The sequence below is a fragment of the Dyadobacter sp. 3J3 genome, assembly GCF_009801115.1.
In the GTDB taxonomy this organism is placed as follows: domain Bacteria; phylum Bacteroidota; class Bacteroidia; order Cytophagales; family Spirosomataceae; genus Dyadobacter.
On record NZ_VTOL01000001.1, the window covers coordinates 502,680 to 528,281 of the forward strand.

Annotated in this window: 25 protein-coding genes, 1 tRNA gene and 1 pseudogene; 11 read left to right on the forward strand and 16 right to left on the reverse strand. The window is 41.1% G+C overall.

The window, feature by feature from the left end; all coding sequences use genetic code 11:
- Positions 1-19: 19 nt before the first annotated feature.
- The 7 genes and pseudogenes from FZF08_RS02170 to FZF08_RS02200 form a co-directional block, all read right to left on the reverse strand.
- A pseudogene (locus FZF08_RS02170) lies at positions 20-397 on the reverse strand (GxxExxY protein).
- A 93-nt stretch (positions 398-490) separates the two neighbouring features.
- Entirely contained in the window at positions 491-1,660 is a 1,170-nt protein-coding gene (locus FZF08_RS02175; protein WP_159466969.1) for an ABC transporter permease, read from the reverse strand.
- 200 nt (positions 1,661-1,860) lie between these two features.
- The gene (locus FZF08_RS02180) at positions 1,861-3,108 is read right to left on the reverse strand and encodes an ABC transporter permease (protein WP_159466970.1); all 1,248 of its coding nucleotides are present in this window, start codon (positions 3,106-3,108) and stop codon (positions 1,861-1,863) included.
- Between the two features lie 172 nt (positions 3,109-3,280).
- Positions 3,281-3,943 carry an ABC transporter ATP-binding protein gene (locus FZF08_RS02185; RefSeq protein ID WP_159466971.1) on the reverse strand — a complete coding sequence of 221 codons (663 nt, stop codon included), beginning with the start codon at positions 3,941-3,943 and terminating at the stop codon, positions 3,281-3,283.
- A gap of 344 nt (positions 3,944-4,287) precedes the next feature.
- Positions 4,288-5,736, reverse strand: a complete 1,449-nt coding sequence (locus FZF08_RS02190; RefSeq protein WP_159466972.1) for a TolC family protein — start codon at positions 5,734-5,736, stop codon at positions 4,288-4,290.
- A gap of 2 nt (positions 5,737-5,738) precedes the next feature.
- On the reverse strand, positions 5,739-6,983 hold the full coding sequence (locus FZF08_RS02195; RefSeq protein WP_159466973.1) for an efflux RND transporter periplasmic adaptor subunit: 1,245 nt from the start codon (positions 6,981-6,983) through the stop codon (positions 5,739-5,741).
- A gap of 177 nt (positions 6,984-7,160) precedes the next feature.
- Entirely contained in the window at positions 7,161-8,423 is a 1,263-nt protein-coding gene (locus tag FZF08_RS02200; protein WP_159467309.1) for an asparagine synthetase B, read from the reverse strand.
- Positions 8,424-8,661: 238 nt separating this feature from the next.
- On the opposite strand from FZF08_RS02200, the gene FZF08_RS02205 reads away from it, so the two are divergent.
- Together FZF08_RS02205 and FZF08_RS02210 are read left to right on the forward strand one after the other, a co-directional pair.
- Positions 8,662-9,906, forward strand: a complete 1,245-nt coding sequence (locus FZF08_RS02205) for an ABC transporter permease (RefSeq protein WP_159466974.1) — start codon at positions 8,662-8,664, stop codon at positions 9,904-9,906.
- Between the two features lie 116 nt (positions 9,907-10,022).
- Positions 10,023-10,106: transfer RNA gene (locus FZF08_RS02210), tRNA-Leu, on the forward strand.
- A gap of 197 nt (positions 10,107-10,303) precedes the next feature.
- Here FZF08_RS02210 and FZF08_RS02215 read toward each other — a convergent pair.
- The 4 genes from FZF08_RS02215 to FZF08_RS02225 all read right to left on the reverse strand — a co-directional run bounded on the left by FZF08_RS02215 (position 10,304) and on the right by FZF08_RS02225 (position 11,549).
- Complete coding sequence (locus tag FZF08_RS02215; protein WP_159466975.1) at positions 10,304-10,795, reverse strand: DEAD/DEAH box helicase family protein; 492 nt, start codon at positions 10,793-10,795, stop codon at positions 10,304-10,306.
- 178 nt (positions 10,796-10,973) lie between these two features.
- A complete protein-coding gene (locus tag FZF08_RS02220; protein ID WP_159466976.1) occupies positions 10,974-11,123 on the reverse strand; it encodes a hypothetical protein in 150 nt (49 codons plus the stop codon).
- Positions 11,120-11,254: a hypothetical protein gene (locus FZF08_RS32015; RefSeq protein WP_255463363.1), complete on the reverse strand. Its 135-nt coding sequence runs from the start codon at positions 11,252-11,254 to the stop codon at positions 11,120-11,122. Before FZF08_RS32015 ends, FZF08_RS02220 begins: the two co-directional genes overlap by 4 nt.
- 4 nt (positions 11,255-11,258) lie before the next feature.
- Positions 11,259-11,549 (reverse strand): helix-turn-helix domain-containing protein, encoded by a 291-nt coding sequence (locus FZF08_RS02225; protein ID WP_159466977.1) that lies wholly within the window; start codon positions 11,547-11,549, stop codon positions 11,259-11,261.
- A gap of 301 nt (positions 11,550-11,850) precedes the next feature.
- Here FZF08_RS02225 and FZF08_RS02230 point away from each other — a divergent pair, with 301 nt between their 5' ends.
- From FZF08_RS02230 to FZF08_RS02240, 3 genes are all read left to right on the forward strand, one after another.
- Positions 11,851-12,084, forward strand: a complete 234-nt coding sequence (locus FZF08_RS02230; RefSeq protein WP_159466978.1) for a type I restriction-modification system subunit M N-terminal domain-containing protein — start codon at positions 11,851-11,853, stop codon at positions 12,082-12,084.
- A gap of 80 nt (positions 12,085-12,164) precedes the next feature.
- A complete protein-coding gene (locus FZF08_RS02235; RefSeq protein ID WP_159466979.1) occupies positions 12,165-12,671 on the forward strand; it encodes a hypothetical protein in 507 nt (168 codons plus the stop codon).
- Between the two features lie 52 nt (positions 12,672-12,723).
- The gene (locus tag FZF08_RS02240; protein WP_159466980.1) at positions 12,724-13,389 is read left to right on the forward strand and encodes a hypothetical protein; all 666 of its coding nucleotides are present in this window, start codon (positions 12,724-12,726) and stop codon (positions 13,387-13,389) included.
- 302 nt (positions 13,390-13,691) lie between these two features.
- Here FZF08_RS02240 and FZF08_RS02245 read toward each other — a convergent pair whose 3' ends face one another.
- A complete protein-coding gene (locus FZF08_RS02245) occupies positions 13,692-14,060 on the reverse strand; it encodes a hypothetical protein (protein ID WP_159466981.1) in 369 nt (122 codons plus the stop codon).
- A gap of 300 nt (positions 14,061-14,360) precedes the next feature.
- Between FZF08_RS02245 and FZF08_RS02250 the strand changes: the two genes are divergently transcribed.
- Both FZF08_RS02250 and pgm read left to right on the forward strand, forming a co-directional pair.
- A complete protein-coding gene (locus FZF08_RS02250; RefSeq protein ID WP_159466982.1) occupies positions 14,361-14,585 on the forward strand; it encodes an SHOCT domain-containing protein in 225 nt (74 codons plus the stop codon).
- 39 nt (positions 14,586-14,624) lie between these two features.
- The gene (gene pgm / locus FZF08_RS02255) at positions 14,625-16,265 is read left to right on the forward strand and encodes a phosphoglucomutase (alpha-D-glucose-1,6-bisphosphate-dependent) (RefSeq protein ID WP_159466983.1); all 1,641 of its coding nucleotides are present in this window, start codon (positions 14,625-14,627) and stop codon (positions 16,263-16,265) included.
- Between the two features lie 177 nt (positions 16,266-16,442).
- Here the strand turns inward: pgm and FZF08_RS02260 are convergent, their stop codons facing one another.
- The gene (locus tag FZF08_RS02260) at positions 16,443-16,808 is read right to left on the reverse strand and encodes a cupin domain-containing protein (RefSeq protein WP_159466984.1); all 366 of its coding nucleotides are present in this window, start codon (positions 16,806-16,808) and stop codon (positions 16,443-16,445) included.
- A gap of 373 nt (positions 16,809-17,181) precedes the next feature.
- Between FZF08_RS02260 and FZF08_RS02265 the strand changes: the two genes are divergently transcribed.
- The 4 genes from FZF08_RS02265 to FZF08_RS02280 all read left to right on the forward strand — a co-directional run bounded on the left by FZF08_RS02265 (position 17,182) and on the right by FZF08_RS02280 (position 23,024).
- Positions 17,182-17,550 (forward strand): hypothetical protein, encoded by a 369-nt coding sequence (locus FZF08_RS02265; RefSeq protein ID WP_159466985.1) that lies wholly within the window; start codon positions 17,182-17,184, stop codon positions 17,548-17,550.
- 30 nt (positions 17,551-17,580) lie between these two features.
- Positions 17,581-20,124, forward strand: coding sequence for an alpha-glucan family phosphorylase (glgP, locus tag FZF08_RS02270; protein ID WP_159466986.1), 2,544 nt, complete (start codon positions 17,581-17,583; stop codon positions 20,122-20,124).
- Between the two features lie 84 nt (positions 20,125-20,208).
- A complete protein-coding gene (locus FZF08_RS02275) occupies positions 20,209-22,596 on the forward strand; it encodes a phosphoketolase (protein WP_200837011.1) in 2,388 nt (795 codons plus the stop codon).
- Between the two features lie 17 nt (positions 22,597-22,613).
- The gene (locus FZF08_RS02280) at positions 22,614-23,024 is read left to right on the forward strand and encodes a class I fructose-bisphosphate aldolase (protein ID WP_159467311.1); all 411 of its coding nucleotides are present in this window, start codon (positions 22,614-22,616) and stop codon (positions 23,022-23,024) included.
- Positions 23,025-23,163: 139 nt separating this feature from the next.
- Here the strand turns inward: FZF08_RS02280 and FZF08_RS02285 are convergent, their stop codons facing one another.
- Genes FZF08_RS02285 through FZF08_RS02295 form a run of 3 tightly spaced genes read right to left on the reverse strand, consistent with a single transcriptional unit; the run spans position 23,164 to position 25,397 of the window.
- Positions 23,164-23,622, reverse strand: a complete 459-nt coding sequence (locus FZF08_RS02285; RefSeq protein WP_159466987.1) for a hypothetical protein — start codon at positions 23,620-23,622, stop codon at positions 23,164-23,166.
- A 45-nt stretch (positions 23,623-23,667) separates the two neighbouring features.
- A complete protein-coding gene (locus tag FZF08_RS02290; RefSeq protein ID WP_200837013.1) occupies positions 23,668-24,792 on the reverse strand; it encodes an Acg family FMN-binding oxidoreductase in 1,125 nt (374 codons plus the stop codon).
- Positions 24,777-25,397, reverse strand: a complete 621-nt coding sequence (locus FZF08_RS02295; protein WP_159466988.1) for a hypothetical protein — start codon at positions 25,395-25,397, stop codon at positions 24,777-24,779. Before FZF08_RS02295 ends, FZF08_RS02290 begins: the two co-directional genes overlap by 16 nt.
- Positions 25,398-25,602 lie beyond the last annotated feature (205 nt).

The window sequence follows — 25,602 nt, forward strand, 5'->3', positions numbered from 1 at the left end:
AAAGGGCGCAAAATTAGAATTAAAGATTGTTGACAACTCTATGGATTCCTTCCCGAAGCAATTTAGTATTGAAGTTGATTAATAGACCTAATTTCATATTGGATAATTTCAGATATGTAAGTAGCTGAGCATAATGAACTGGTGCAACAGTTTCAATTGATTTAACTTCAATAATAATTTTGTTCTCAACAATTATATCCAACCTATAACCAACTTCCATTTTTATCTCTTTGTAAAGAAATGGCACGGATACCTATTGTTTTACTTCCATCCCAGCCTGTCTCAAATCATATGCTAAGGCATTTTCATAAGACGATTCTAATAATCCAGGACCAACATTCCTGTGAAGCTCCAAAGCAATGCCAATAATCTTAAAAGACAATTCGTTTTCAGTCATAATTAGTGTGTGTTTATTTTTGGCAAAGTACGCAAAAGATTCTCACCGTTCTTTGCCCTTCCTTTTTCGCTTTGCGTGAAACCCTTTATACCCTTAATCTTCATGCAAAGCAATCGCCGGATGTATACGTGAAGCCTGCCGGCTTGGGTGCCACGCGCAGAGTGTAACGATTATAAAAATGATTACGATCGCTATCAAAATTGCTGTAATATAAACCCCGCCAGCAATATCAAACACATTCATCAATGGATACTGAATCGCAAATAATAAACCTAAAATGAGGCTAAAAGTTGCCAGAACCCATATTTCTCCCAAAAACTGTGCAGTAACGTTACCTTCCGTAGCACCCATTGCACGGCGTAATCCAATTTCTCCGCGTCTTCTGGCTATACTCAAATTTAGGATTCCAAATAAACCCAAAGCGACATTAATCAGTAGAAAACTGCATATGATCAGAAAAATAATGACGGGGATAAGCGTTATATTATGTTGTTTTTGACGAGCGTCTGTCAGATATACAATTTCGGTACTCCACCCCTTTGCAATGCCTGTAATTCCTTTTACAAGTTTTGCTTCAAATGCCGCATCTGTACCCGGCTTGACCCGGATTACTAATGTTTTATTATAAATCTGATCAGCCTTCAACAATTCAAACATCATAGGTTTGTTGAGCATAAACTCAGCTTTATCTTTGTAATAATCTATCACTCCTGCCACCACCCACACTGCTTTCCCATTATAATCTTTAAGAATTTTCCCAACTGCCGATTGATTTTCAAAAAGTGCAGTTTCTGCCATTTTATTGATTACAACCGGAATATACTTTCCGACGCTATCCGTATTTCGATACCATTTTCCGGCTATCAATGGAATATTGATTGTTTTTGCAAGATTCTCATCGGCAAAAACAACACCCATTTGAACATCTGAATTTTTATACTTTACCGTCCGACTGTTGTTGCTCTGTGAAAAAGGATAAGCATCGCTCATCCTGGAAATTGATTCTACTTCCGGAAAACCTTTTACGCGCTGAAATATGGTTTGAACCTTTTCTGGTATGGCAATCGTATCCTGGTTATTATTCAGGTTAATTGCCCAAACATTTTCATACTCAAATCCGAGGGGTTCCAGATAATTTTTTACATTATAAGTAATCAATGTTGCGAGTCCGAAAAGAACCATAAAAGAAGCCCAGATTTCAATAATAAGCAGCGAATGGGTTTTCTTTTTATTCCATATTAATTTGAAAAGATGACGAATCATTGGGGGGGGGGAATTAATGAGTGAATGATGGAATGATTGAATGAGTGAATAATAGAATGATAGAATGTCCAGGCTCTGACATTTAGGCTTTAAGTTTTAAATAATAGAATGATTAAGTCTTTGAATTAAGCCAGATTTTTGACGTGTCAGCTCACTCTATCATTCACTCACTCTATCATTCTATCATCTATCATTCAAAATCAGGCTTTCAGCGCTTCAATAATGCTTAATTTTGACATTCTGAGCGCAGGTAAAACTCCTGAGAGTAATCCAAAAATCAGACAAACTAAAACGCTGATAGAAAATACGGTGAGATTGATGGTAAGGTCGGCATAAGCAATCCATCCGCTAGCATTGATAATTTGAATAAGCGTGAATGTCAGGATCAGTGCGATAACGCCACCGATGAAAGTGATAAAAATATTTTCAACAATAAATTGCCACATCAACGTTTTTATCGGCGCTCCAAATGCTTTCCTGACACCTATTTCAGAAGCTCTTTCTAAAATACGCCCAACATTTAAGTTTACCAGATTAATGGCCGGAAGCCCCATCAGCATGAGTACAATAAATACGATCACACCATAAAACATATTTTTCAACCCCGGACCTCCGTTCAAAATCGTAGTTATAAAATTTTCCAGATATGGATCACTTCTTACTTCGAGCACACTATATTTAAACCCACCCTGATTAGCAGGTAATGGAATTTTCCTGATATTATTCTGAAATTCACTTTGGACTGCTTTCAGGTCTGAGGGATCTTTTGCCAAAATCATGGCTATGAAATTACCTACCATACCGCTATTCTGGTAATTACTTTTTGGTGCGGTATACGGAAAATAAATATCCGCGTGGGTAAATGGCCTTGTTATCGGACTGCCTTTTACAACACCAATTACTTTGTAGTTAATACTTTCAATTTCAACGGTTTTGCCTACGACCGTTTCATCGGAATTGGTAAAATAGTGCTTTTTAAAATCATCAGTGATTACGGCTACATAGTCACCATTTGCTATGTTTTGCTCGTTATAAGGCTTGCCTTCAATAAATTTAAAATCCGAAACCCGCCAGAAATCTGCATCCGAAAATGTGATGTTAAGTTTGATTTTCTGCGAACCTACATAAGCGTTTGATCCGTTGAAATAGGAGAAAATTGTGACCCGCTCAGCCGTTTTAACTGATTTGGCATAATCTGTAAGGAATTTAAAACTCATAGAATTGGACATCATCGATTGCCGGGCGGAATCTTCCATGACGATTCTTTCAATATAAAGTGTCCTGTCTCTTTTCGTTTCAGGATAATGCGCCCCAATCAAATGATCCAGAAAAGACGTCAGCAGCATAAGCACTGTAAGCGTGAGGCTTATACCAAATAAGGTGATAAATGTATAGAAAGGATGCCGCAGCAAAACCTTCCAGGCAATTTTTATATAGTTAGCGAGCATGATGGGGGAATTTTGAATGATAGAGTGATAAAATGATAGAATTAGTGAATGTGGCAGGATTCCGTTTTTTAGGAATTTTGCGTTTTAATAACAGAATGAGTAAGTCGTTGAGTTAAGTAATAGGTTTCAACTATCCGCTCATTCTATCATTCACTCATTCTATTATTTAAAATTAAAGCACCTGCGTTCCGTCGAATAATCGGATCAACCGGTGTGTTCTTTTCGCCATAGCATCATCGTGGGTTACCATCACAATTGTTGCTCCGTTTTCATTCAGATTTTGAAGAATACTGATAATTTCATTCCCCATTGCACTGTCAAGATTCCCTGTTGGCTCATCGGCCAGGATTATTTCCGGTTTGCCAACAATGGCGCGCGCAATGGCGACACGCTGTTTTTGCCCTCCGGATAATTGTTTCGGAAAATGTTTCATCCGGTTGGATAGCCCTACTTTTACAAGTGCTTCTTCTGCTAATTCCCTGCGTTGTTTGGCGTTACTTTCACGATACAACAGAGGAATTTCTACGTTATCAACCACAGAAAGATCGTTGATCAAATGAAAACTCTGGAAAATAAATCCCAGTTTCTGGTTTCTTAAATGTGCCAGTTCTTTATCACGGTATTTTTCAACTTTCAATCCGTCAATTTCAATAATTCCTTTTGATGGTGCGTCCAGCAATCCTATAATGTTAAGCAAGGTGCTTTTCCCACAACCAGACGGGCCCATAATGGATACAAATTCTCCTTTTTTCACATCAATGTTGATGTTGTTGAGTGCTAATGTTTCTATTGAACTGGTTCGGTAAACTTTTTCAACGTTTTGTAATTTTATCATGGCTTTGATGGTTTTGGGGTTAATATTTTTTCAATTTTTTTTGAATTCTTTTTTAATATTTCGTTTCGATTATCGTCTCAATATTTCTCGACTATTTATTTCGGGCAGCGTCGGAGGCGATAGTTCGGGCGACTGTTGGGGCGACCCTCGTGGTCGCCCGTTCCGAGCCGCGAATCCGGATCGGGCAATAATTTATTGGATATCCCCTGGCGTTGGTAACGTTCGTGCGATTATCCCTGGCAGCATTCAGAAGATTCTTGTCGGCAACAACCGAGCGACCGGCGTTGGCCTATTTCGGCCGACGGCCTTTAATTGGCCAAAAAGGGCGACCACGAGGGTCGCCCCTACCCATTTATCCTGCTATCATGTTCAAAATCATATAATGTTAATAATCTTAATGTGTAATACGATTGCCAATAATCACGCAATGCCAAAATATAATCGCGCCTGGCCCTGTCTTTTTCCTGTATAGCAATACCCAAGTCGGTTACACTCAAATTACTTAATATAAATCTATCCTGGGCGATCTGATAACGGTTTGCAGCAATCTGATCTGCCAGCTTTGTCAATTTTACCTGTTTTTGCAACATTTGTAAAAGTGTTACTTGTGTGAAAATTTCCTGCTCAAAAGTCAGTTTATCCTGCTCGACAGATTGTTGTGCAAATTCCCTATTCGCCTTTGCCACTTCTGTTCTGGCTTTATTGCGTCCCCAGGTCATAATTGGTAATGTAAATTGTAATTCAACAAATTCGCGGTCCTGTGGTTTTTTGTAAACTTCACCCGGTCGCGATCCTTGATTTGACAATCCAAAAGTGGCATTCAGAGAGGCATTTAAACCATTTTCCTGTTTTGCCTGCACAACATCACGTTCTGCTTCCAGTAATCTGCGACGGAAGGAAATAGCGGTTGATCTGTTCAAAAAAGCCTGATCCAACGCAAGTTGTGGATTAACAGGAAATTCATCCTTTTCCATCGGAATTTCCAATTCCAGTTCCCGCTCATCCCTTGAACTCAAAAACATTTTAAGTTTGAGGGACGCAACCGCGGCTGCTTGCTGAGCCGAAGCCAGATCTTTTTGTGCTGTAAGAAGCCCCATTTGTAACTGCAACAAATCGTTTTGGGAAATCTTGCCCAGTTCCAGTTTATGGCCAGCTATTTTATAAAGTGTATCGTTATTACTTCTGTTTTTTCCTGCAATCTGTAAGTTTACCTGAGCAACTAAAAGATCAAAATATAATCCGGTAGCATCCAGCGCGACTTGTTCCAGTGAAGCTATATATTGCTGATTTCCTTCCTGATATTTCAACGGCTCAATTTTCCGGTTCCATTTCATCGCGTTGAAACGAAATAGCGGTTGCGTAATTCCAAATTCAAAAGGAATGCCATTATAGCTGGTAGTTTTCCCTGCAAAATTATCAAAACGCTGCATTTGCTGTTGTACATAAATAGTACCTCCGGTTAGTGCTATACTTTGATTCAGTGAAAGATTTGCAACCGAATTATTATAAGAAACGGATTGAAAAGATACGGTTCCATCGGGCTGAACTACCTGGATATAAGAATTAGTAAAACCCGGAATCGTTCCATTCAAACTCAATTGTGGCTTAAAATCGGCCATGAAAGACCGGTATTGCCAGTAATTCGTTTTCCTGGACGTCACGGCCTGCTTTGAAGCCACCGATTGTTCCCTGGCTTGTTGCACAACTTCGGTAAGGGAAATGCGCTGTATCTGCGCTTCTGCAAACCGGGCAGTAAAATTGATAAGCAAAATGTAGAAGTATCTCTTTTTCATGGTTATTTAATTGAGATTTCTTCCAGATTTTCAAATTGACTCATGTCAGACAAAACAATACTCTCGCCTTTTTGGACACCATTTTTTATTTCAACATAATCGAAATTTGATAATCCCATTTCGACCTCCCGGCGATAGGCAATTCTATTTTTCACTACATAAATAAATTGCTTTCTTTTGCCATTAAAAGTAGGTCCATTGGCTACCCGCAGTGTTTTCAAGCTGCGGTTGGTAATGATATAGACCTCAACTTTCATATTCGGCCTCAGCGATTCATTTTTAGCATTATCAAGCTGCACAATGAATTCGACGATACCATTTTTCACAGAGGGTTTTACCTGAGAAATCAAACCGCGTAATATTGTCTCATTCAGCTTAATGATTACCGGCAACCCGGCCTTAACCTGATCAGCATATACGTCTGAGCACGAACCATCTATCCTAAAACTGCCCAGATCTGCAACCTTGGCCAGCATTTCTCCCTCATTCACAGCCGATCCAATATTGTCATTAACCCAGGTCAGCACACCTTTGCGGTCTGCAACGATATCAGCCATTTTCAGCTTGTGCGAAAGTTCTTTCAGATTATTTCCTTCAATCTGAGCGCCCAATTCGGTTTCTTTCAAACTGGCGCCCATGGATTCCCGGTTGTAGGAAAGGTCATTTTCCAGCTGTTTTTTTTCAAGTTCAGCGATTTTCAATTCGTTTTCTGCTCTGGTAATATCTTCGCCTGTTCCGCCGCCAACTTTTTTCAAACGTTTTGCATCTTCATAATCTGCCCTGAGTTTATTAATATTAAGCAGTTTAATTTTGTCACTTATTTCAGCATCGAAAAGATTCTTATTAAGCTTCATACGAAGCTGTTCGATACTGTTTTTTTTCAAGGCAAGCTGATCCTGAAATTTTTCGAGCTCAATCTCCGTCAGCGATTTGTCAAGATCCACTATGGCTTGTCCGGGTGATACCGGCGTGCCAGGATTGATTAAAATCCTGCGGATACTAGCCCGGATCGGGCTTGTAATAATTTGTTCATAGGCAGGTATAATTTCCCCGGAGGCGGAAATTGTATTTTCCACATCCCCTGTTTCAACAGCCGCAGTCCTGATCCTGCTCGCTTCAATTGTTCCTTTTAATGAGTTGCGAAACAAATAGATGGCCAAAACGATGGCGATAATTACGACAACCCCGATAATCCAGCGCCGGTTATTTTGTTTTTGAACATACAACGGTTCAACTTCCCGATCCATTTGTAAATTTTTAAGATATGATTAATTCATTTTCATGGCTAACAATATCTTTTTGTTCACAACATTATGCCAAAATATAAAATACTTACTGTCAAATATTTATCAAATTACAGCAAAAAAAAACCGTGCGAAATGGCACGGTTTGTGTGAATTTGAACAGGGAGATTTGAAACAATATCAAGTCTTCATTTTTTTCTTCTTCGCTGCCGGGAAAAGAATATTATTTAAAATAAGGCGGTAACCTGCTGAATTTGGATGCAGATTTAAGTCCGTAGGTTCTTCCCCCACTCTATGCTGATAATCCTCCGGATCATGACCGCCATAGAAAGTAAAAAACCCTTTTCCATGCGTACTATGGATATATCTGGCTTCCTGTAATTGCTTATTTTCTGCTAAAACAACAACTTCCGGTTTCACAAAACGGTTTTTAAAAGCCGTAGTTTGTCCGCAAAAACCTTTAATGATCGTCTGATGGTTTTGTGTCAGCATACTTGGTACCGGATCCCATTTGGCAGAAAACTGGAATAATGAAAAAAAGTCGTTTGATTCGTTCAATCCGCGTTCCTCAACCTGACTGTCAATATCCGAAAACTCGATTTCGTATGGATACGGAATCGTTTTGAAATTTTGGAAAGCAAACGTGTTTTCATAATTCAGCTTGCTGTTTGCTGTCGGATCTGCCGGCGTTCCGTCATACATCGCTTCCACGATGTCAAGTCCGTCCGCTGCCAGTGCAATGTCAAAAGTATCCGTTGCGTTACACATCGCAAACATATATCCGCCGCCGGTTACGAAGGCAGAAATTTTCTTAGCTACGGCAAGTTTCATTTGCGGAACATTGGCAAACTGGAATTTTTCAGTCACTCCTTCTGCCTCACGCTTTTGTTCACGGTACCATGGGTAATCTTTGTATTGAAAAAACTTACCAAACTGTCCTGTAAAATCTTCATGATGCAAATGGAGCCAGTCATATTCCGGCAATTTCCCATTTAAAACTTCATCATCATAAACAACATCATATGGAATTTCCGCATACGTCAAAACCAGCGTCACTGCATCATCCCAGGGCGATTTTGACTTCGGAGAATATACCGCGACTTTCGGTGCTTTTTGTAATTTCACAGCATCCATATTCACATCCGGAGCACTGATGTCATTCAATATTTTACCGGCCTGTCCTTCTGAGATAACCTCAAAACTCACACCCCGAACGGTCATCTCGGAAGCAAATTGCTGGTTATAGGCCACCATAAAACTTCCGCCGCGATAATTCAGCAACCAGTCCATTTCCATTTCGTAGCTTTTAAGAATCCAGTAAGCGATTCCATATGCCTTTAAATGGTTTTTTTGCGAATCATCCATCGGAATCAACAGTCTGTTCCCAAAACTCTGGGCAGAAATTCCTAAAAAAATGATAAACGGGGCAAAGAGCCGTACCATTGGTTTGATTCTTTCACGCATCCTATGCAGCTTTACGTATTAATAAAAAGAGGTTTCTTTTAACCAAAGAGACCTTATTACAAATTACAAATCAGGACGGATTCGTGAATAAAGTTTTGGCTTAAAACACGAAAACGATTCATCCGACTAACAACGAAATATACGCTTTCCAGCGCTCATATTCTGTCTGATTTAACGTAATTTAATCAAAATATGGTACGTAACGCATAATTATATAATGAATATCAGGGAAAATGTAGACGAAGGCTTACGTTCCATACAGTCAAATCTGCTGCGGACTGTACTTACGGCGCTGATTATTGCCATTGGCATAACCTCTCTGGTAGGTATTTTAACGGCTATTGAAGGAATTCAGAATTCTGTTAACAGCAGTTTTGCAGATCTCGGCGCGAATACCTTTACCGTCAAAAATCATGAAGAAGATAATTTCCGGAATGGCGGGAGACGCGGAAAGCGGTATCCTGTAATAAATTACCGGGAAGCCAGTGAATTTTCACAGCGTTTCCGGAATGATTTTGGAGGAACGGTATCCTTGTCATCCAGCATCGGCGGGGCAATTCAGGCAAATTACCGGTCCAAGAAGACCAATCCTAATAGTAACGTTATCGGTACAGATGAGCAATATCTGGGCATCAACGGCTATAAGATAGATTTTGGCCGGAATATGAATAAAAACGACATGGACAACTCTCTGAACGTAGTTGTGCTTGGTCAGGAAATCGCCCGGAACCTTTTCGGCAATCTTGATCCATTGAATAAGGAAATTACCTTTATGGGTTCCAAATATAAAGTGGTTGGTGTGCTTCAAAAGAAGGGGTCAATGGGTGGCGGAAATGACGCCGACCGGATCATGATCATTCCCCTTGACAACGGCCGAGGGTTGGCAGCAAACAGGACACTGACTTATAATATTACAGCTTCTACTTCAAAGATTTCAGATGGGGAAATAATTCTTGAAGAAGCGAGAGGATTAATGCGGCGTATCCGCAACGACAGACTCGGAAATGAAGATTCCTTTGTTGTTGAACGTGCCGATGCGATGGCAAAAGATTTTGAAAACATTACAGGTTATTTGAGAATCGGCGGTTTTGGTATCGGGATCATTACATTACTTGGTGCATCAATAGCACTGATGAATATCATGCTGGTTTCCGTTACGGAACGGACGAGGGAAATCGGGATCCGAAAGTCCCTGGGTGCCACACCAAGTGTTATCCGTTTCCAGTTCTTGATTGAAGCCATTGTGGTTTGTATCATTGGTGGTATTGCCGGATTATTTCTTGGGATTTTGATTGGAAATGTGATTTCAAACTCTATAAGTTCCGAAAGTTCCTTTGTTATCCCTTGGGCGTGGATGGCTTTGGGAATTGTTGTCTGCGTGGTTGTCGGCGTACTATCCGGGATATATCCAGCCATAAAAGCCTCACGCTTAGACCCTATCGAAGCGTTGCGTTATGAGTAGTGTTTAAAGAAAATCTATATCAATTTAAACAATGAAAAATTATTCAAAATATTTTTCAAACAATGTTTGGTTAATCTGATTTTCTCCCTACTTTTGCACTCCCAACACAACACAATGCCCGGATGGCGGAATTGGTAGACGCGTTGGTCTCAAACACCAATGAGGTTACACTCGTGCCGGTTCGACTCCGGCTCCGGGTACAAATGGCTCTGACGATAAGTCGGGGCCATTTTTTGTTTTAGCATCCGGTTAAAATTGAAAATAAGGCACATTTTTGGTTCGACTCCGGCTAAGGTTTTGCAAAAAAATCCAAATTAATACAGTTAAAAACTTTAGTTTTATACGAAGAAAATTAATGTTCTTTATCGACTTTTAAACTTCTGCACTTTAAAACAACTTACCACCTGCCCTTTTCTTTCAAAAATTCAATCCCTTCAAAAACTGCAACTTTCGCCTTTTCTATTTTATCAAATTCTTTTTTGCCAAACATATCGCCAATTTTGACACTGTATTTACTTGTTTTTTTATCCTGGAAAATGAGGAGCAGACGCTCCTCTATTTTCAAATAGTAAGTCCCGTTCTTACTCTTCTTCCATTGATTTTTTGTCCAATTCTCAATCCTTTCAGCCCACTGCTCAGCAAGTTGTTTTCGATGAACCACTATCAGGGTGGGTTGTCGTTTGTCAGCTACTATTTTCAAGGCGATTACGGTTTTACCCGAACCAGCAGATGCGACAATAATCCCGATATCTTTTTTGTTGGCTGATAGTACGGATGAAATCTGGTATTCTCTGACAGCAGCGTTAAAAGAAAACCCTATACTGTTATGGAGTTTTCTTTTGTCAAGAAATTTGTAAGTGATTTTATTATCCAGACAAAAGCGCAGCAATTAACCTGTGAATCCCCAGGGCAGAATTAATTGATTATCCGATTCCTCTATAAAGTTGAAGTATAGTTTTGTTTGGAAGGTCGTTTTCCCACTGTTCTTTTTAATAGCAAATTTTGTGTTAAAAATGTTTAGCTCTTCTTTTAGAAAATTGCTAAGTTGTACAGTCACGCCGCCACTTTTAAACGAAGTTTCTTTTCATCAGGGCACGTCCCCAGGTATCTGGCATTAAGTCAAGAAATACACCAAAATTTTCTTTCTGATTTGGATATCGAGCGCCGCTAAACCAGGCAATGTCCGGGTCCAAAAGTAGTTGCTCATTGGATTTCATCCAATCAAGGTCCTATGTAAAGCTAAAAGATTTCTTCCTTTCGCTTGCTGGGCAGCCAGTATACCGATACATTTTGGACCAGACATTCCTATCCAGTCGGCATAAACCCAAATGTCTGTCTTATCTGCCATACTATTATGATTTGCCGATCAACTCCAAATCTTGCAATTTTCTTCCAAAAGTATCGTCGGCGGCTAGTTTCAAAAAGTCATCCTGTAACCCCAGCACTCTCAAAACATTAAAATATGCGCCTATGGATACACTTGAATTTCCCTTTTCAATATGATATAATGTAGTCCTGTCAATACCAGCTCTTTCAGCAACCTGTATTGTGGTAAGTTTGCGTCTCTTCCGTGCCAGTTTAATATTTTCCCCCAACTGTTCAAGGATTTTCGCAAATCTGGGAAGAAGTATTTGCTTTTTCAAATTGATAATATATTGTTTATTATCAACAAATTTAACTTATATGTTGATAATAAACAACAAGTTTAATGTTGATCTGTTACTGTTTTACTAATAATTATATTCTATTATGCAGTTAAAGTCGCAATTTTTTTCAGATTCTCTATAAATCGGTTCGACAACTGTTCGCATCAGGGTCTATTTTAATAGCACAAGTAATTGATTTCCAATTTTTTGCGCTATTTTATTGTTTTTATACCTTAAATAATGGTTAGAATTTAAAGCTAAGTTACCTAGTGGATATATCTTTGGTCAATTGAATAATATGAGTTTAAATACACAATCCCTTCAACCCATCATAAACTTCGTCCGGACTGTTGCCGATGATGTTTTAATCAATAAGTTTCTTGAAAATCAGTATCAGCAAGTAATACTTCCCATAACCGTTTTAAGATGTTTGGATCTGGCGGTGGAACCGACCAAAGATAAGGTTCAGAAAACCTACGACGATTTTAAAAGTAAAATTAAAAATATCTCCGGCTTGCTGACCAGCGAATAACACGGTACCGGTTTTTTCTATCACAAATCGTACCTTTTGAAAATCCCTATTTAGAAAGGCTTTACATCTTCCTGAACCATTTGCAAAACAAATTAGGCGGCGAAAAACCGGTTGATCTGGCACAAGGCATTTTGGATAACATCGATATGGACAGTTATCGCTTGCAGTTGATAGCTACAACCAATATTTTTATGGAACAAGGGGTAGATTTAAAGCCAATTCCAACGGACATGAGAGGCGGAATGAATCAACCTGAAATAGACCGCCTTTCAAATATTTTGCAAACGTTTAACGATCGTTATGGTACAGAGTTTGAAGATGTGGACAAGGTGAGAAAAATGGCGGAAGGCGTGGCCAATGATGTTGCAAAAAATCAGGAGCTGTTAACCTCAATCAAATACTCGGATGACCAGAATGCCCGAATAACGAGTGACAAAGTAGTAGCCGAAGAGTTGCTCAAACACATAACGTCCAACTTTGGACTATATAAACTTTTCTCCGATAATAAAGAATTTAAAGAGGACTTTTCAGCAATGATGTTCGGTATGGTAAAGAATATTATCAGCCAGACAAATCCAGGCTTGTAATGAAAAAAATAAACTATGGGTTTCACAAATAACCCATCAATCCTATAAAACTATGGCAGAAACCGATGCTGATGTAAAAAAGTATATAGACGAAAAATTTGATTTAATAATCAAGGCAAAAACAATAGAAGATTTATTGAAAATTGAAAATTCGTCGAAATTAAAAAAACATCGAACCAACTCAGAAGTTTACCCGAGAATTGATTTCAACATATCCAGGTCAGAGATTGAAGAATTAAAAGTGCAAGGTATTATTAATGCCGATAGCACTATTAATCATACAAGATTGAAGGATATATCAGACCCTTTGGCAAGGTTATTCCTTTTGATATTATGGAAAAATAGTGATTTTCAAAAAATTAAGCATGTCAATGACGGTATATTAAACACACCTCCGGCAAGTGGAGTAGAAGATACTGCACTAGTATTTCGACAACTAGGCCGCTATATTTCAGGCAGAAATGAGGAACCTATAATCGACCAGCATGTTGTAAGAGCATATGCAATTAGTTTACAGAAATCAATTCACATTGCAACACAAAGGGAAATGGGACTATTAACTTTAGACGAAGCGGAACTGATAGAAAAATATAAAAAATGGCTTTTTTCTTCTAATTTCACCTCAGAGTTAAGAAGTTGTGACGGTTATACTTATTATATTGACAGAATTTTAATGGCACTGGGTCGATATGCAAAGAAAAAGAAAGTAAAAAAATAAAGTAAGTCTGGTACCATAGTTGACTTACCGCATGCGGGCCATTTCAATCTTTCCACCTGGATTTTAAAGAATATTTGTAAATCCGTAAAGAAGGATATCACAACCTCTCAAATTGTATTTATCCTATCAGCTTTGCAATTTTCTTCCAGTCTTGCACAAACTGATTGGAATTCAGACCTATCCTGACACATTAAAAGAGTGCAAGAGATTGAATATCAATCTTTTGCACTCTTTTAATTTTATCACGTCAACGTTTGTGACACATTTTAGGAAAATAAATCCGTCCGTGACTCTCAAATTTTTTACTTTTTCGCCTCTTTCACCGCCATAACAGGGAATTCGCCATAGGGTGTTGATACAGATCCGCTTAGCGAATCACCTTTCTGAGTAAGGGTATACTTGATCAAACCGCCATCGAAACTTGTCGCAAAAGTAACTTTCCCCTGATCCACAGAAAGCTCCTGCATCGGCTGTTTTTCCACTCCCATATATCCCACCGTTTTGTTTTCCTTTTGTTCGAAGATCATAATTCCCGATTCGTATTCAGGCGGAACGTCGGAAATCTTATATTTCCAGGTGCCCAGAATTTCATCGGCGATTACAGTCTTTCTGGCAGCAATTGAAAATAGACTAACCGCCATAATCATCATAAGGAAGTACTTTGCTTTCATAATTTGTAAATAAATAAGATTGTTTCAGAAGTAACTGAATTTTTATTTTCAAATTTATATAAAATAATTATGAAACAACTAATATTTTATCAAAGTTAAGTACCAAAAAAAATCTTTTACATGACCTGGTTGTTGCGCTATAATTATGATCTCACACGGTAATTAACGTACTGAATCAGTGAATCATGCAATCATCTCCAATTTTTATGTAACAATCCTAAAATTAAATTCTAACAACTTTACATTCATAAACGCTCGATTATAAAAAATCAAAATTTCTATTACCAAATATCCATCGTTATGTTTTACAGCGAATATAGTTTTGGGGGAATGCATATGTTTTGGTGGATTCTCTGGATGATCCTGCTTTTCTGGATATTTGCCACGCCATATGACATTCCTGGTCAAAGGAGAACAATGGATTCTCCGCTCGATATCCTGCAAAAACGCTTTGCTGCCGGTAAAATAACCAAGGCTGAATATCAGGATGCAAAAAATATTATTGGCAGTGATTTAGTACGGTGAAGGTTTATCTCCTTTTAAAGACAATCAAACTTCTTCAACATGAAAATCAGCCCGTTTGCAGGAAAACCCGCCGAGCCCTGGATGTTGGCCAACATTCCGGGGCTTGTGGCTGCCTACTACACAGGAATACCGGATGCTGAAAATCCGGAACAAAAAGTTGTATTCGGAACATCCGGACACAGGGGAACTTCTTTGAAAAACACATTCAACGAACAGCATATTCTGGCTATTTGCCAGGCAATCTGTCAGTACCGCCAAAGGCAGAAAACCGATGGTCCTTTGTTTATCGGAATGGATACCCATGCCTTGTCAGTTCCGGCTTTTTCTACTGCTTTGGAGGTTTTGGCAGCCAATGGTGTGCCGATTAAAATTTCTCAGGACGATGAATATACGCCCACCCCTGCCGTTTCACACGCCATTCTCAATTATAACAAAGGCCGCACTTCCGGTTTTGCCGACGGCATTATCATTACGCCATCACACAACCCACCCGGTGACGGCGGGTTTAAATACAATCCACCTTCTGGTGGACCTGCACCCGGGTCAACGACGGACTGGATTGAAAATAAAGCAAATGAGATACTAAGTAATAACCTAAAAGGTGTAAAAAGAGTGGCACTTTCAAGGGCGCTGCAAGGCTCATCGATACACCGGTATGACTACCTGAACAGTTATGTTAATGATCTTGGCAGTATCATCAACATGCAGGCTATTTCCAAATCGGGGTTGAGCATTGGGGTAGACGCATTGGGTGGCGCGGGTATGCATTACTGGGAACCGATTGCCAAACGGTATGGATTAAACCTGATGGTCTTCAACCAGACAGTGGACCCTACTTTTTCTTTTATGACGGTTGATTGGGATGGACAGATACGTATGGATCCATCATCAATATACGCAATGCAGAATCTTGTTGGTTTAAAGGATAAATTTGATATTTCCCTGGCATGTGATACAGATTATGACCGCCATGGAATTGTTACCCGCGAGTCTGGACTACTTCCACCCAATCATTACATGGCCGTCATGGTTGAATATCTTTTCCAAAACAGACCGCAATGGCCTGCGAAGTTCATGGTGGGCAAAACGGTAGTAAGCAGCCAGATAATTGACCGGGTTTCACAGAAGCTTAATAAAAAAGTATATGAGGTACCGGTAGGTTTCAAATGGTATGCGGATGGTTTGCTGGATGGTTCACTTGGTTTTTGCGGAGAAGAAAGTGCCGGAGCCTCCTTTGCCAGGATGAATGGGGATGTATGGACAACCGATAAGGATGGAATGATCGCTTCACTATTATCAGCAGAAATTCTGGCGGTCACAAAACAAGATCCCGGTGAAATTTACGATCAACTAAGCGCATCGCTCGGAACATCCTTTTATGACCGGGTTGAAGCGGCGGCTACAAATACTCAAAAACAATTGCTGGGTAAGATTTCAGCAAGTCAGTTTGACCAAAAACAGTTGGCGGGCCAAAGCATTACCTCAATAATTACTCACGCTCCAGGCAATGGCGCTGGTATTGGCGGTCTTAAAGTAAGCACCAAAAATGGATGGTTTGCGGCCCGACCTTCGGGAACCGAGCAAATTTACAAGATCTATGCCGAAAGCTTTGAAAGTGAAGAGAATTTGAAACAAATCCTGAGAGAAGCCCAGACTATGGTAGATGCTGTTTTGAAATAAGGCTTAATTACCTTTCTGCTGAAAATGTCAGAATTCTACTGTTTCGATGCTAAATTAAGGCATATTCAATTTGATCATCCCGGCCCTATTCACGGATCGCCAGCATCTTTGCCATATTCATTGAGGCTAGCACTACTTCGTAACTTAATTTATCGCTCTTACAGCAGCCTTATCACATTACTCATATCCGCTTTTAATTACGGTTGAAATCATTTTGAACTGTTCTGCTGCGGAAATAGAACTTGATTTGTGAGCGGGAATAATGATTCCTTCACCGAGTTTTAGTTTATGTTTTTTACCATCGATGGTAATATCCGCTGTCCCGTCAATGATTTGAATGTAAGTATCAAATGCAGAATACCTCTGGGATAATTCTTCTCCCGCTGCAAACGAAGAAACCGTAATGTTTCCTGTGGATTTTTTTATGATGGTGCGGCTAACTACGGCATGAGGTATGTATTCGATGATTTCAACGATGATATGTACCTTTCCTTTCTCCATTTCTGAGCCTCGCGCTTTTTCACCTTTATCTGTGCTATTCATGATTTTTGTTAAGCTGAAATATGATTTTTAAACCTGACCTGCCGGAGTCTGTTAGAAAAATCCGATCAAACCATTAAGTCAGGTCCGGCTCTTATAAAGGTGACGTTGTTTCAGTACACCATTGTTATGAAAGCTGAGAGGAAAGTTGCATATATCACAGATTCCCTTCAAAGGTATGATCACTGGATGTCAACAACTTGATATAGAAAATTTTGACGTCACCTATGCACCTACTCCGCCAACAGTACAAAAATCTGTGATTCATGCAACTATTCTTATTTGAAATGTAACAAATGAGGAGCCTAATATGGCGTCTTTTACAAAAAGGAACGGAGCGGAAAGGTATCAGGCTTTCCAAACAGTTATTAAAACCATGAAAGACTGCAAACAACGGCAACATACGCTTTATATAGAGCCAGTTAAGCTCCAAAAGGAAGTAATTGCGTCAGATCTTACACTTCTGGTTATTGCTGAAGGGCGCGATCCGGCCGGAATAGATAGCACTATCAAAAAGACAACCAAACATCTGAGCCTCCGTGAAACAATTTTAGCACTGGGCAAACCCTCTGATACTCATTTGCGGGAATGGTACTTTCAGCGTTACACGGCTCACATAGCAGTTTCTGGACAATTGACATATCTACTTAACCATCATCAGAAGAAGGATCAAACACTGCTTTTTTTTGATGATGGTCCTGTTTATTCGGCAACAGCTATTAATGTAAACAACAAGTTATTGTGATCAAAATCAGAACCACAAGAATTTAATTTCATGGATCAACACGAAAATACCAATAGAGGATTATACGGTTTTTTGCCATCCGATGCAGAAGGAATACGAACGCTTGCCAGGCTGGCCCTGGATCTGCGGTGGAGCTGGGACCATGCGGCTGATAACTTATGGCAACAGCTGGATGCCGAATTATGGGAGCTCACACATAATCCCTGGGTTATACTGCAAACGGTTTCCAGAGAGCAACTTGAACAGAAACTGAAAGACAAAGACTTTCAGGCCAAAATGGATGAGCTTGTCAGCAAAAAGCAGCTTTCAGCTTCGGCACCCACCTGGTTTGAACAAACTCATCCGGATTCCCTTTTAGATTGCATAGCCTATTTCAGCATGGAGTTTATGCTGAGCGAGGCGTTGCCTATTTATGTAGGAGGACTGGGCAATGTGGCCGGCGATCAGTTAAAATCGGCTAGTGACCTTGGCGTGCCTGTGACGGCGGTTGGGCTGCTTTATCAGCAAGGATACTTTCGGCAGCAGATTGATGCAGACGGTATGCAGCAGGCCTTGTTCCCTTTCAATGATCCCGGACAGTTACCGGTTGTTCCGTTACGTTTGCCAAACGGGGAATGGCTTAGACTGGAAGTGACATTGGCAGGTTTCACCGTTTGGCTCAGGACCTGGCAGGTGCAGATAGGCGGGGTAAAACTTTATCTGATGGATTCCAATGATGCCGTGAACTTGCCTGTTCACCGAAACATCACCAGCCAGGTATATGGAGGCGATAATGAACTGAGAATTCAGCAGGAAATCATTTTAGGGATTGGCGGCTGGAAACTGTTGATGGCCATGGGGCTGAATCCGCAGGTTTGCCATATGAATGAAGGCCATGCTGCTTTTCTGATATTACAGCGTGCGAGGGATTTTATGAAAACGGCAGGCTTCTCGTTTGACGCCGCACTCGCCGTAACCCGTGCCGGAAATTTATTTACAACGCATACTGCCGTAGCAGCTGGTTTTGATCATTTCAGTCCTGATTTAATGGCGAAATATCTGGGCTCTTACGCAAATGACGAATTGAAGATTGATTTTGACCATTTAATGTCATTTGGCCGCCAGGACTCAGATAACAATTCAGAAAGTTTTAATATGGCCTATCTGGCAATCCGTGGAAGCGGGTCGGTAAATGGGGTAAGCCGTTTGCATGGCCAGGTGAGCAGACATCTTTTCCAGAATATTTTTCCGAGATGGCCACAGCATGAAGTTCCGGTTCGCCATGTTACCAACGGCGTGCACATGCCTACCTGGGATTCTGAATCTGCCGATGTGGTTTGGACAAAAGCCTGCGGCAAAGAGCGGTGGAGAGGAGAGCTGGCGGAAAGGGATAATGGCATTGATGCGGTTTCTGATGAAACGATTTGGCAAATGCGTACCACGAGTCGGACCGATCTTATCAGTTACACCCGTAAAAGACTCGAAGGGCAAATGAGCGTGTCAGGCGAACCGGCTGAAACGATCGCTATTGCAAAATGTGCTTTTGACCCTCAGACGCTAACGCTTGGCTTTGCCCGGCGGTTTGTGGCTTATAAACGTCCGAATCTTTTACTGCACGACGAGGAGCGGTTTATTAGGATATTAACAAATGCTGAACATCCGGTACAACTGGTTATAGCCGGTAAGGCACCGCCCTACGATGATTCGGGCAAGGCGTTGATACAGCAGTGGGTGCAGTTTATCAGAAAACACCAGTTATACAAACACGTCGTTTTCCTGAGTGATTATGATGTCCTGCTGGCAGAACAGCTCGTGCAAGGGGCTGATTTGTGGGTAAATACGCCCAGACGTCCCTGGGAAGCATCCGGCACAAGTGGTATGAAGGTGCTTGTAAACGGTGGCTTGAACTTGTCGGAGCTCGACGGATGGTGGGACGAGGCATATACCGATCAAGTTGGCTGGGCTATGGGAGACGAAGCTGAACATGGAGAGGATACAGGCTGGGACGCCTCGGAAGCAAATACTTTATATGAGCTCTTGGAGAAACAAATCGTTCCGGAATTTTATGCGCGAAATGAGTCGGGCTTGCCTGTTCGCTGGATAGAAAGAGTGCGGAAAAGTATGTCACAACTCACGCCCAAGTTTTCTGCTGCCCGTACCGTTAGGGAATATACGGATCAGTATTATTTGCCTGCCGCAACGAATTATATGTACCGTGCCAATGAAAATGGCGCGGCGGGTGTAAGAATCATAAATGCTAAGGAAGATCTTGCAAAAAAATGGCAGGGAATCAGTGCAGGAGCTCTGGAAATTGAAGACCATACAATGGTGTATCACTGTCGGGTGATTATTAACCTCAATGGAATAAGTGCCGATGAAATATCCGTTGAAATGTATGCGGAAGAAAGCAATGGAATGAAAGCTGAGATCGTGAGAATGTTTCCCGGGCCAACCCGACAAATGGATGGCGGAGACGTATTTGAGATTCAATTTGTAAGCAACAGGTCAAAATCAGATTATACAGTAAGGGTCATTCCGGCTTATGAAAATATTCAGGTTCCGCTGGAAGACGAACTGATTTTCTGGCAGCACTGAGACGGTTATTCTGGTAACAAAATCTCTTTTTTCTTATAGCAAAACCAGCGTGGTATTGCTTGTATTAAACCATTAACCAAATGAATGATGGAAGCAGAAATTATTGATCATGATACGGAGATTTTATCCCCGGAAATGGTGCGCAAGATAAATGCCTACTGGCGGGCAGCCAACTATCTGTCCGTAGGCCAGATATATTTGTATGACAATCCGCTCTTGAAAGAGCCTTTGAAACTCGACCATGTAAAACCTTTGGTAGTAGGCCATTGGGGAACCACACCAGGGCAGAATTTTATCTATGTACACCTGAACCGGATCATTAAAAAATATGATCTGGATATGTTTTACGTAGCAGGTCCCGGACACGGAGGACCCGCCATTGTAGGAAACGTTTACCTGGAAGGAAGCTGGAGTGATATTTATCCAAATGTGACGCAGGATGAAGCTGGGCTGAAAAAATTGTTCAAACAATTCTCTTTCCCAGGCGGTATATCAAGCCACGTTGCGCCAACAACGCCGGGTTCTATTCATGAAGGCGGTGAACTGGGTTATTCGTTAAGTCATGCTTTTGGAGCTGCTTTTGACAATCCGGGGCTTATCGTGGCTTGTGTGGTTGGTGATGGTGAAGCAGAAACAGGGCCGCTGGCAACAGCCTGGCATTCAAACAAATTCCTGAACCCGATTACAGACGGTGCGGTTTTGCCGATCCTGCATTTAAATGGATATAAGATCAGTAATCCCACAGTGCTGGCGCGTATAGAACACGAGGAACTGGAACAGTTTTACATGGGATGCGGCTGGAAGCCGTATTTTGTTGAAGGAGACGATCCTGAAACCATGCATATCCTGATGGCTGAGGCCGTAGAAAAAGCCGTGGTGGAAATACTCGAAATACAGAGTGGATCGAGCGGAAGATCCGGCAGACCGCGCTGGCCTATGATCATTTTAAGATCACCTAAGGGATGGACCGGACCTAAAGAAGTAGATGGCGTACCCAATGAAGGCACTTTCAATTCGCATCAGGTACCCATACTGGTGGATGCAGAACATCCCGGACATTTGGAACAACTGGAAAAATGGATGCGAAGTTACAAGCCCGAAGAACTGTTTGATAGTGAAGGAAAATTACTCGCAGAACTTGCCGAATTGGCACCAACCGGTAATCGCAGGATGGGATCGAACCCGCATACAAACGGCGGGATGCTGTTGCATGATCTGCACATGCCCGACTTTCGGACGCACGCCGTGAAGGTAACTTCACCAGGCGGGGTGATGGGCCAGGATACGATGGTGCTGGGGAAATTTATCCGGGATGTAGCACTTGCCAACCAAAGCGAGCATAATTTCCGTGTTTTTGGTCCCGATGAAACCATTTCCAATCTGCTGGGTGCTGTTTTTGAAGTCACCAACCGGCAATGGGAAGCAAAAGAAGAAACAAATGATCAATTCCTTGCTCCTCAGGGACAGGTACTGGATTCTATGCTAAGCGAGCATCAGTGCCAGGGCTGGCTGGAAGGTTATTTACTGACGGGCCGACATGGGATTTTCAATAGCTATGAAGCATTTATCCGTATCGTCGACTCGATGTTCAGTCAGCATGCCAAATGGTTGAAAGTAACCTCTGAACTACCCTGGAGACGCGATATTGCTTCGTTAAATTATCTGTTAGCCTCACACGTATGGCAGCAGGATCACAATGGATTTACACACCAGGACCCCGGCTTTCTGGATCATGTGATCAATAAAAAAGCAGATGTCGTAAGGGTTTATCTTCCGCCGGATGCCAACTGCCTTTTATCAATTATGGATCACTGTCTCAGAAGCAGGCATTATGTGAATGTGGTTGTTGCTGGAAAACATGCTTTGCCGCAGTGGCTGGATATGCAGGCTGCCATTATTCATTGTACAGAAGGAATTGGAATATGGCAATGGGCGAGTAATGACCAGGGTTTTGAACCTGATGTGGTCATGGCCTGCGCCGGAGATACACCCACACTTGAACTATTGGCCGCTGTTTCTATTCTCAGAGCACAACTGCCAGAGCTTAAAATAAGGGTTGTAAATGTAGTTGATCTGATGAAGTTGCAATCTGAATCTGAACATCCGCATGGACTGAGTGACATGGATTATGATTCTATTTTCACAAAAAACAAACATATCATTTTCAATTTTCATGGCTACCCATGGTTGATCCACCGTCTGACATACCGCCGTGCAAACCGGAATCTGCATGTGAGAGGTTATAAGGAAGAAGGTACTATCACAACGCCATTTGATCTGCGTGTTCAAAATGAAATTGACCGTTTCCACCTGGTCATTGACGTGATTGATCGTGTGCCTGAGCTTGGCAGCAAGGGAGCCTATCTCAAACAGCAATTAAAAGATAAACTGATTGAACATAAACTGTATGTAAATCAGTACGGCAAGGATATGCCTGAAATACTTGACTGGAAATGGAATAGCGGCAAATGACCATTAAAAAATAAAACATAAAGGCCAAGTCCCTTGTTGCAGACAACAGGGGACTGCTGGCCATGGACGAAAGTGTGGGAACCTGCAATAAACATTTTGCAGCATTGGACATTTCACAAACCGGTAATATGCACCGAAAATACAGAAAATTGAGTCCGTTTTCATTTACAGTGGGTGGTCATTTTTTGAAAGGACTCATTGAAGAAGTAAAGGCCCAAACCGATAACTGGGATAAAGAAAGGCGGGTCGTGATCATCAGGCAATGCGTAGATATAAGCCCCAAGCTCCCGGAAAGCTATCGGTATGCGGCCTATATAACCAACTCGAAACTATCATCAGTGCCGGGTTTGGGTTTAATGGTAAATGTCCACATCGAGCTGCAATTGTCCGTTGGTTTCCATAATCGTCGTTTTATTGTTAAAAATTAGCTACCCGAAGGGAGCGATCTAACTGTTCAAATAAGTTATATATGAGTAGCTAAGAGTTCCATCATTCACTTATTGAACGCCTCACTAGTGTATTTAGCGTTTGTTCACCCTTTTGGTAAAATACACTCATTTTTCATTTTCAGGTATCCTGCTTTTTATACAAATCCCTTATCTGCGGCAACAATGCCACAACAAGCATTGCAACCCCATAAAACACATAAAAGGTATGCAGCCAGTGCACCGCATGAAGCAGAACCATTTCAACTTGGATCCATACAATCAAAGCAAAGGCCTGATATATCGAAAAACTCCATGGCCAGCGCATATCTTTGAAAAGATTAAAATGTTCAGCGAACGGACTGTCTACTTTTTGTATCAAAGCATAAATTAAAAATAATGGAAATACGCCAAGAACAAGAAACAAAAGAATTCCCGGTAGCAAAAAGGAATGAAATGGAGATGGGGAGAGCATTGATAATGGCATGCCTATCAATTCTCCTGTTGGAGAAATGATCAATACAGCTCCGCCAAATAATGCACCTGCGCCAAGAAAGCCCAGGAGAAAAATAAGAATATTTCGTGTCGTTGCCGGTGTCATTATTATGACTTTTAAAGCGTATAAAAAACTACTATTGCTATCATTTTAAAAGCGTAAAAACCGCTCAACCGGACGCCTTAGCGATACCGGCTCAGGATAATCATTCAAATAACCGACTCTCAAAATAAACTGAACCGGCTGGTTCAGTTCCATTGATCTGACAAGTTTTTGGCTCGTGACGGCCTCTTCCAATATTTGGGTCATGGGATGGATCGCTATGTTTTTTTCCCTTACGCTCAGGAATAACCGCTCCATACATTTACCCGTTTCAAGCAGCGATTGAACAGAATCATCCTTACTTGTGATCAATATCCATCCGGCAGACTGTGCCACTTGGCTGCTTACTTTGTCAATGCTCTGATCACGAAATCTCTTCTTCATCACATCCGCTTTCCCATAGAAATTCCTTAAAAACCAGCCAGCGACGCCATCAATCTCCATCCCTGCCGTTGTAAGTCCATCGTGGTACTTTTCGGCATCTTTGCTTGAAAAACGGATCCATTCAGACAATTCCTTTTGTGCTGCATCCCGATAAGATTGTATCCGGTTGGCTTCAATTGTTTGCTCGCGCAGCCACTGGCACTGATCCGAGGTGTTGGGTATAAAATGAATATATTCAGCATCATTGCTGATCAGGAATTTTACGTCTTCTTTTTTCAATACATCATTCTTAAAATCCGACCGCACAGTTCTTCGCTGTTTTATTTTGTCAATATCATAAATCCTGATACTTGATTTTAGCAACCTGACTTCCACCACGTTTTCTTCTTCGTTACTGGCAGCTAGTAAAACAAAATCACAATCATACCCCATGTTTCCGGCAGCATAGTCAAGATTTTGCAGAAATGCCCCGATGGATAACATGGTTTCGCGTTGCGTGGGATCCACGCCATCAAGCCATTTAGTTTTGTCGTTTCCAACGATCCAGTGAAAAGGCTCAATATATTTCACAAACCAGGGCTGCGTATTATGTCCGCTTGGTGCGAGAGAAGCCAGGTATAAAATCGATCTTTCGTCTGGGCTCAACGGCGTTTTGCCCGGCTCGCCGGCACGATCTGACCGGATATAGTTCTTCTTATCACTTACGGAATAACCGACAATCCCCGCCAGACCAACCGTACCGGCCGCAACAGCGATAAATTTCTTTCGGTCCATCAATACTTTTTCCATAACCTGGCTCCTATCCTGATTACAGGAGATATATCTGCATTCGGAATATTGTACGTCACTTCTCCAAAATTAACACTGTTATTACGTCTTAAATAAAGATGTAAACCCGGCTGGATATAAAAAACTTTCCCAATAAAAAACTGATAGCTGATACCAAGGCCAGTATCTACGCTTTTCAGATCCTTTTTCAAGTCTGTATTTTTTTGTGTGATTTTAAAAGTATGAAATTCCAGGTAGGTATAAACTTCCAGGTTTTTCCAGACATTATATCCAAAGAAAACACCAGGCGATGTGGTATAATATCTTTTGAACTCTGAGGAAGAATTTTTCACGCCGGCAGTTTCGGCGTTATATGTCCCGCCATTGATAACACTCGCCCGGATCCTGATTTTCTTGTACCGATACCCCAGAGCAAAATGATATCCTCCTGTAAAAAACATCGGCACCAGGCTCTCCACTTCCAGTGCTTGCTTCACAGCATATACTGGTGGATTTGGATGCCAGAAAGTACCGGCCGACGTATCTGTCTGGGCGCTTAAACAGAAGGGAAATAAAAATAGGCCAACCATTAAAAACAAAATACTTTTCAATTTCAGGGCTTCCATAACTGCTTGTTTATCGTGTACGAATACCGTAACACGCTGCAAAAGTTGCAATTACAAAAAGCATATTTGTTACACCAGTCTATCTTATTGTTGTATACTTCACGCTTTACTTCATTAAATAGAAGAACTTCGAAAATCAGTAAAACCTACAACTCTTCACAAACCAGATGTAATATTCAGCACCCTCAAATTACCAAACTTTGTA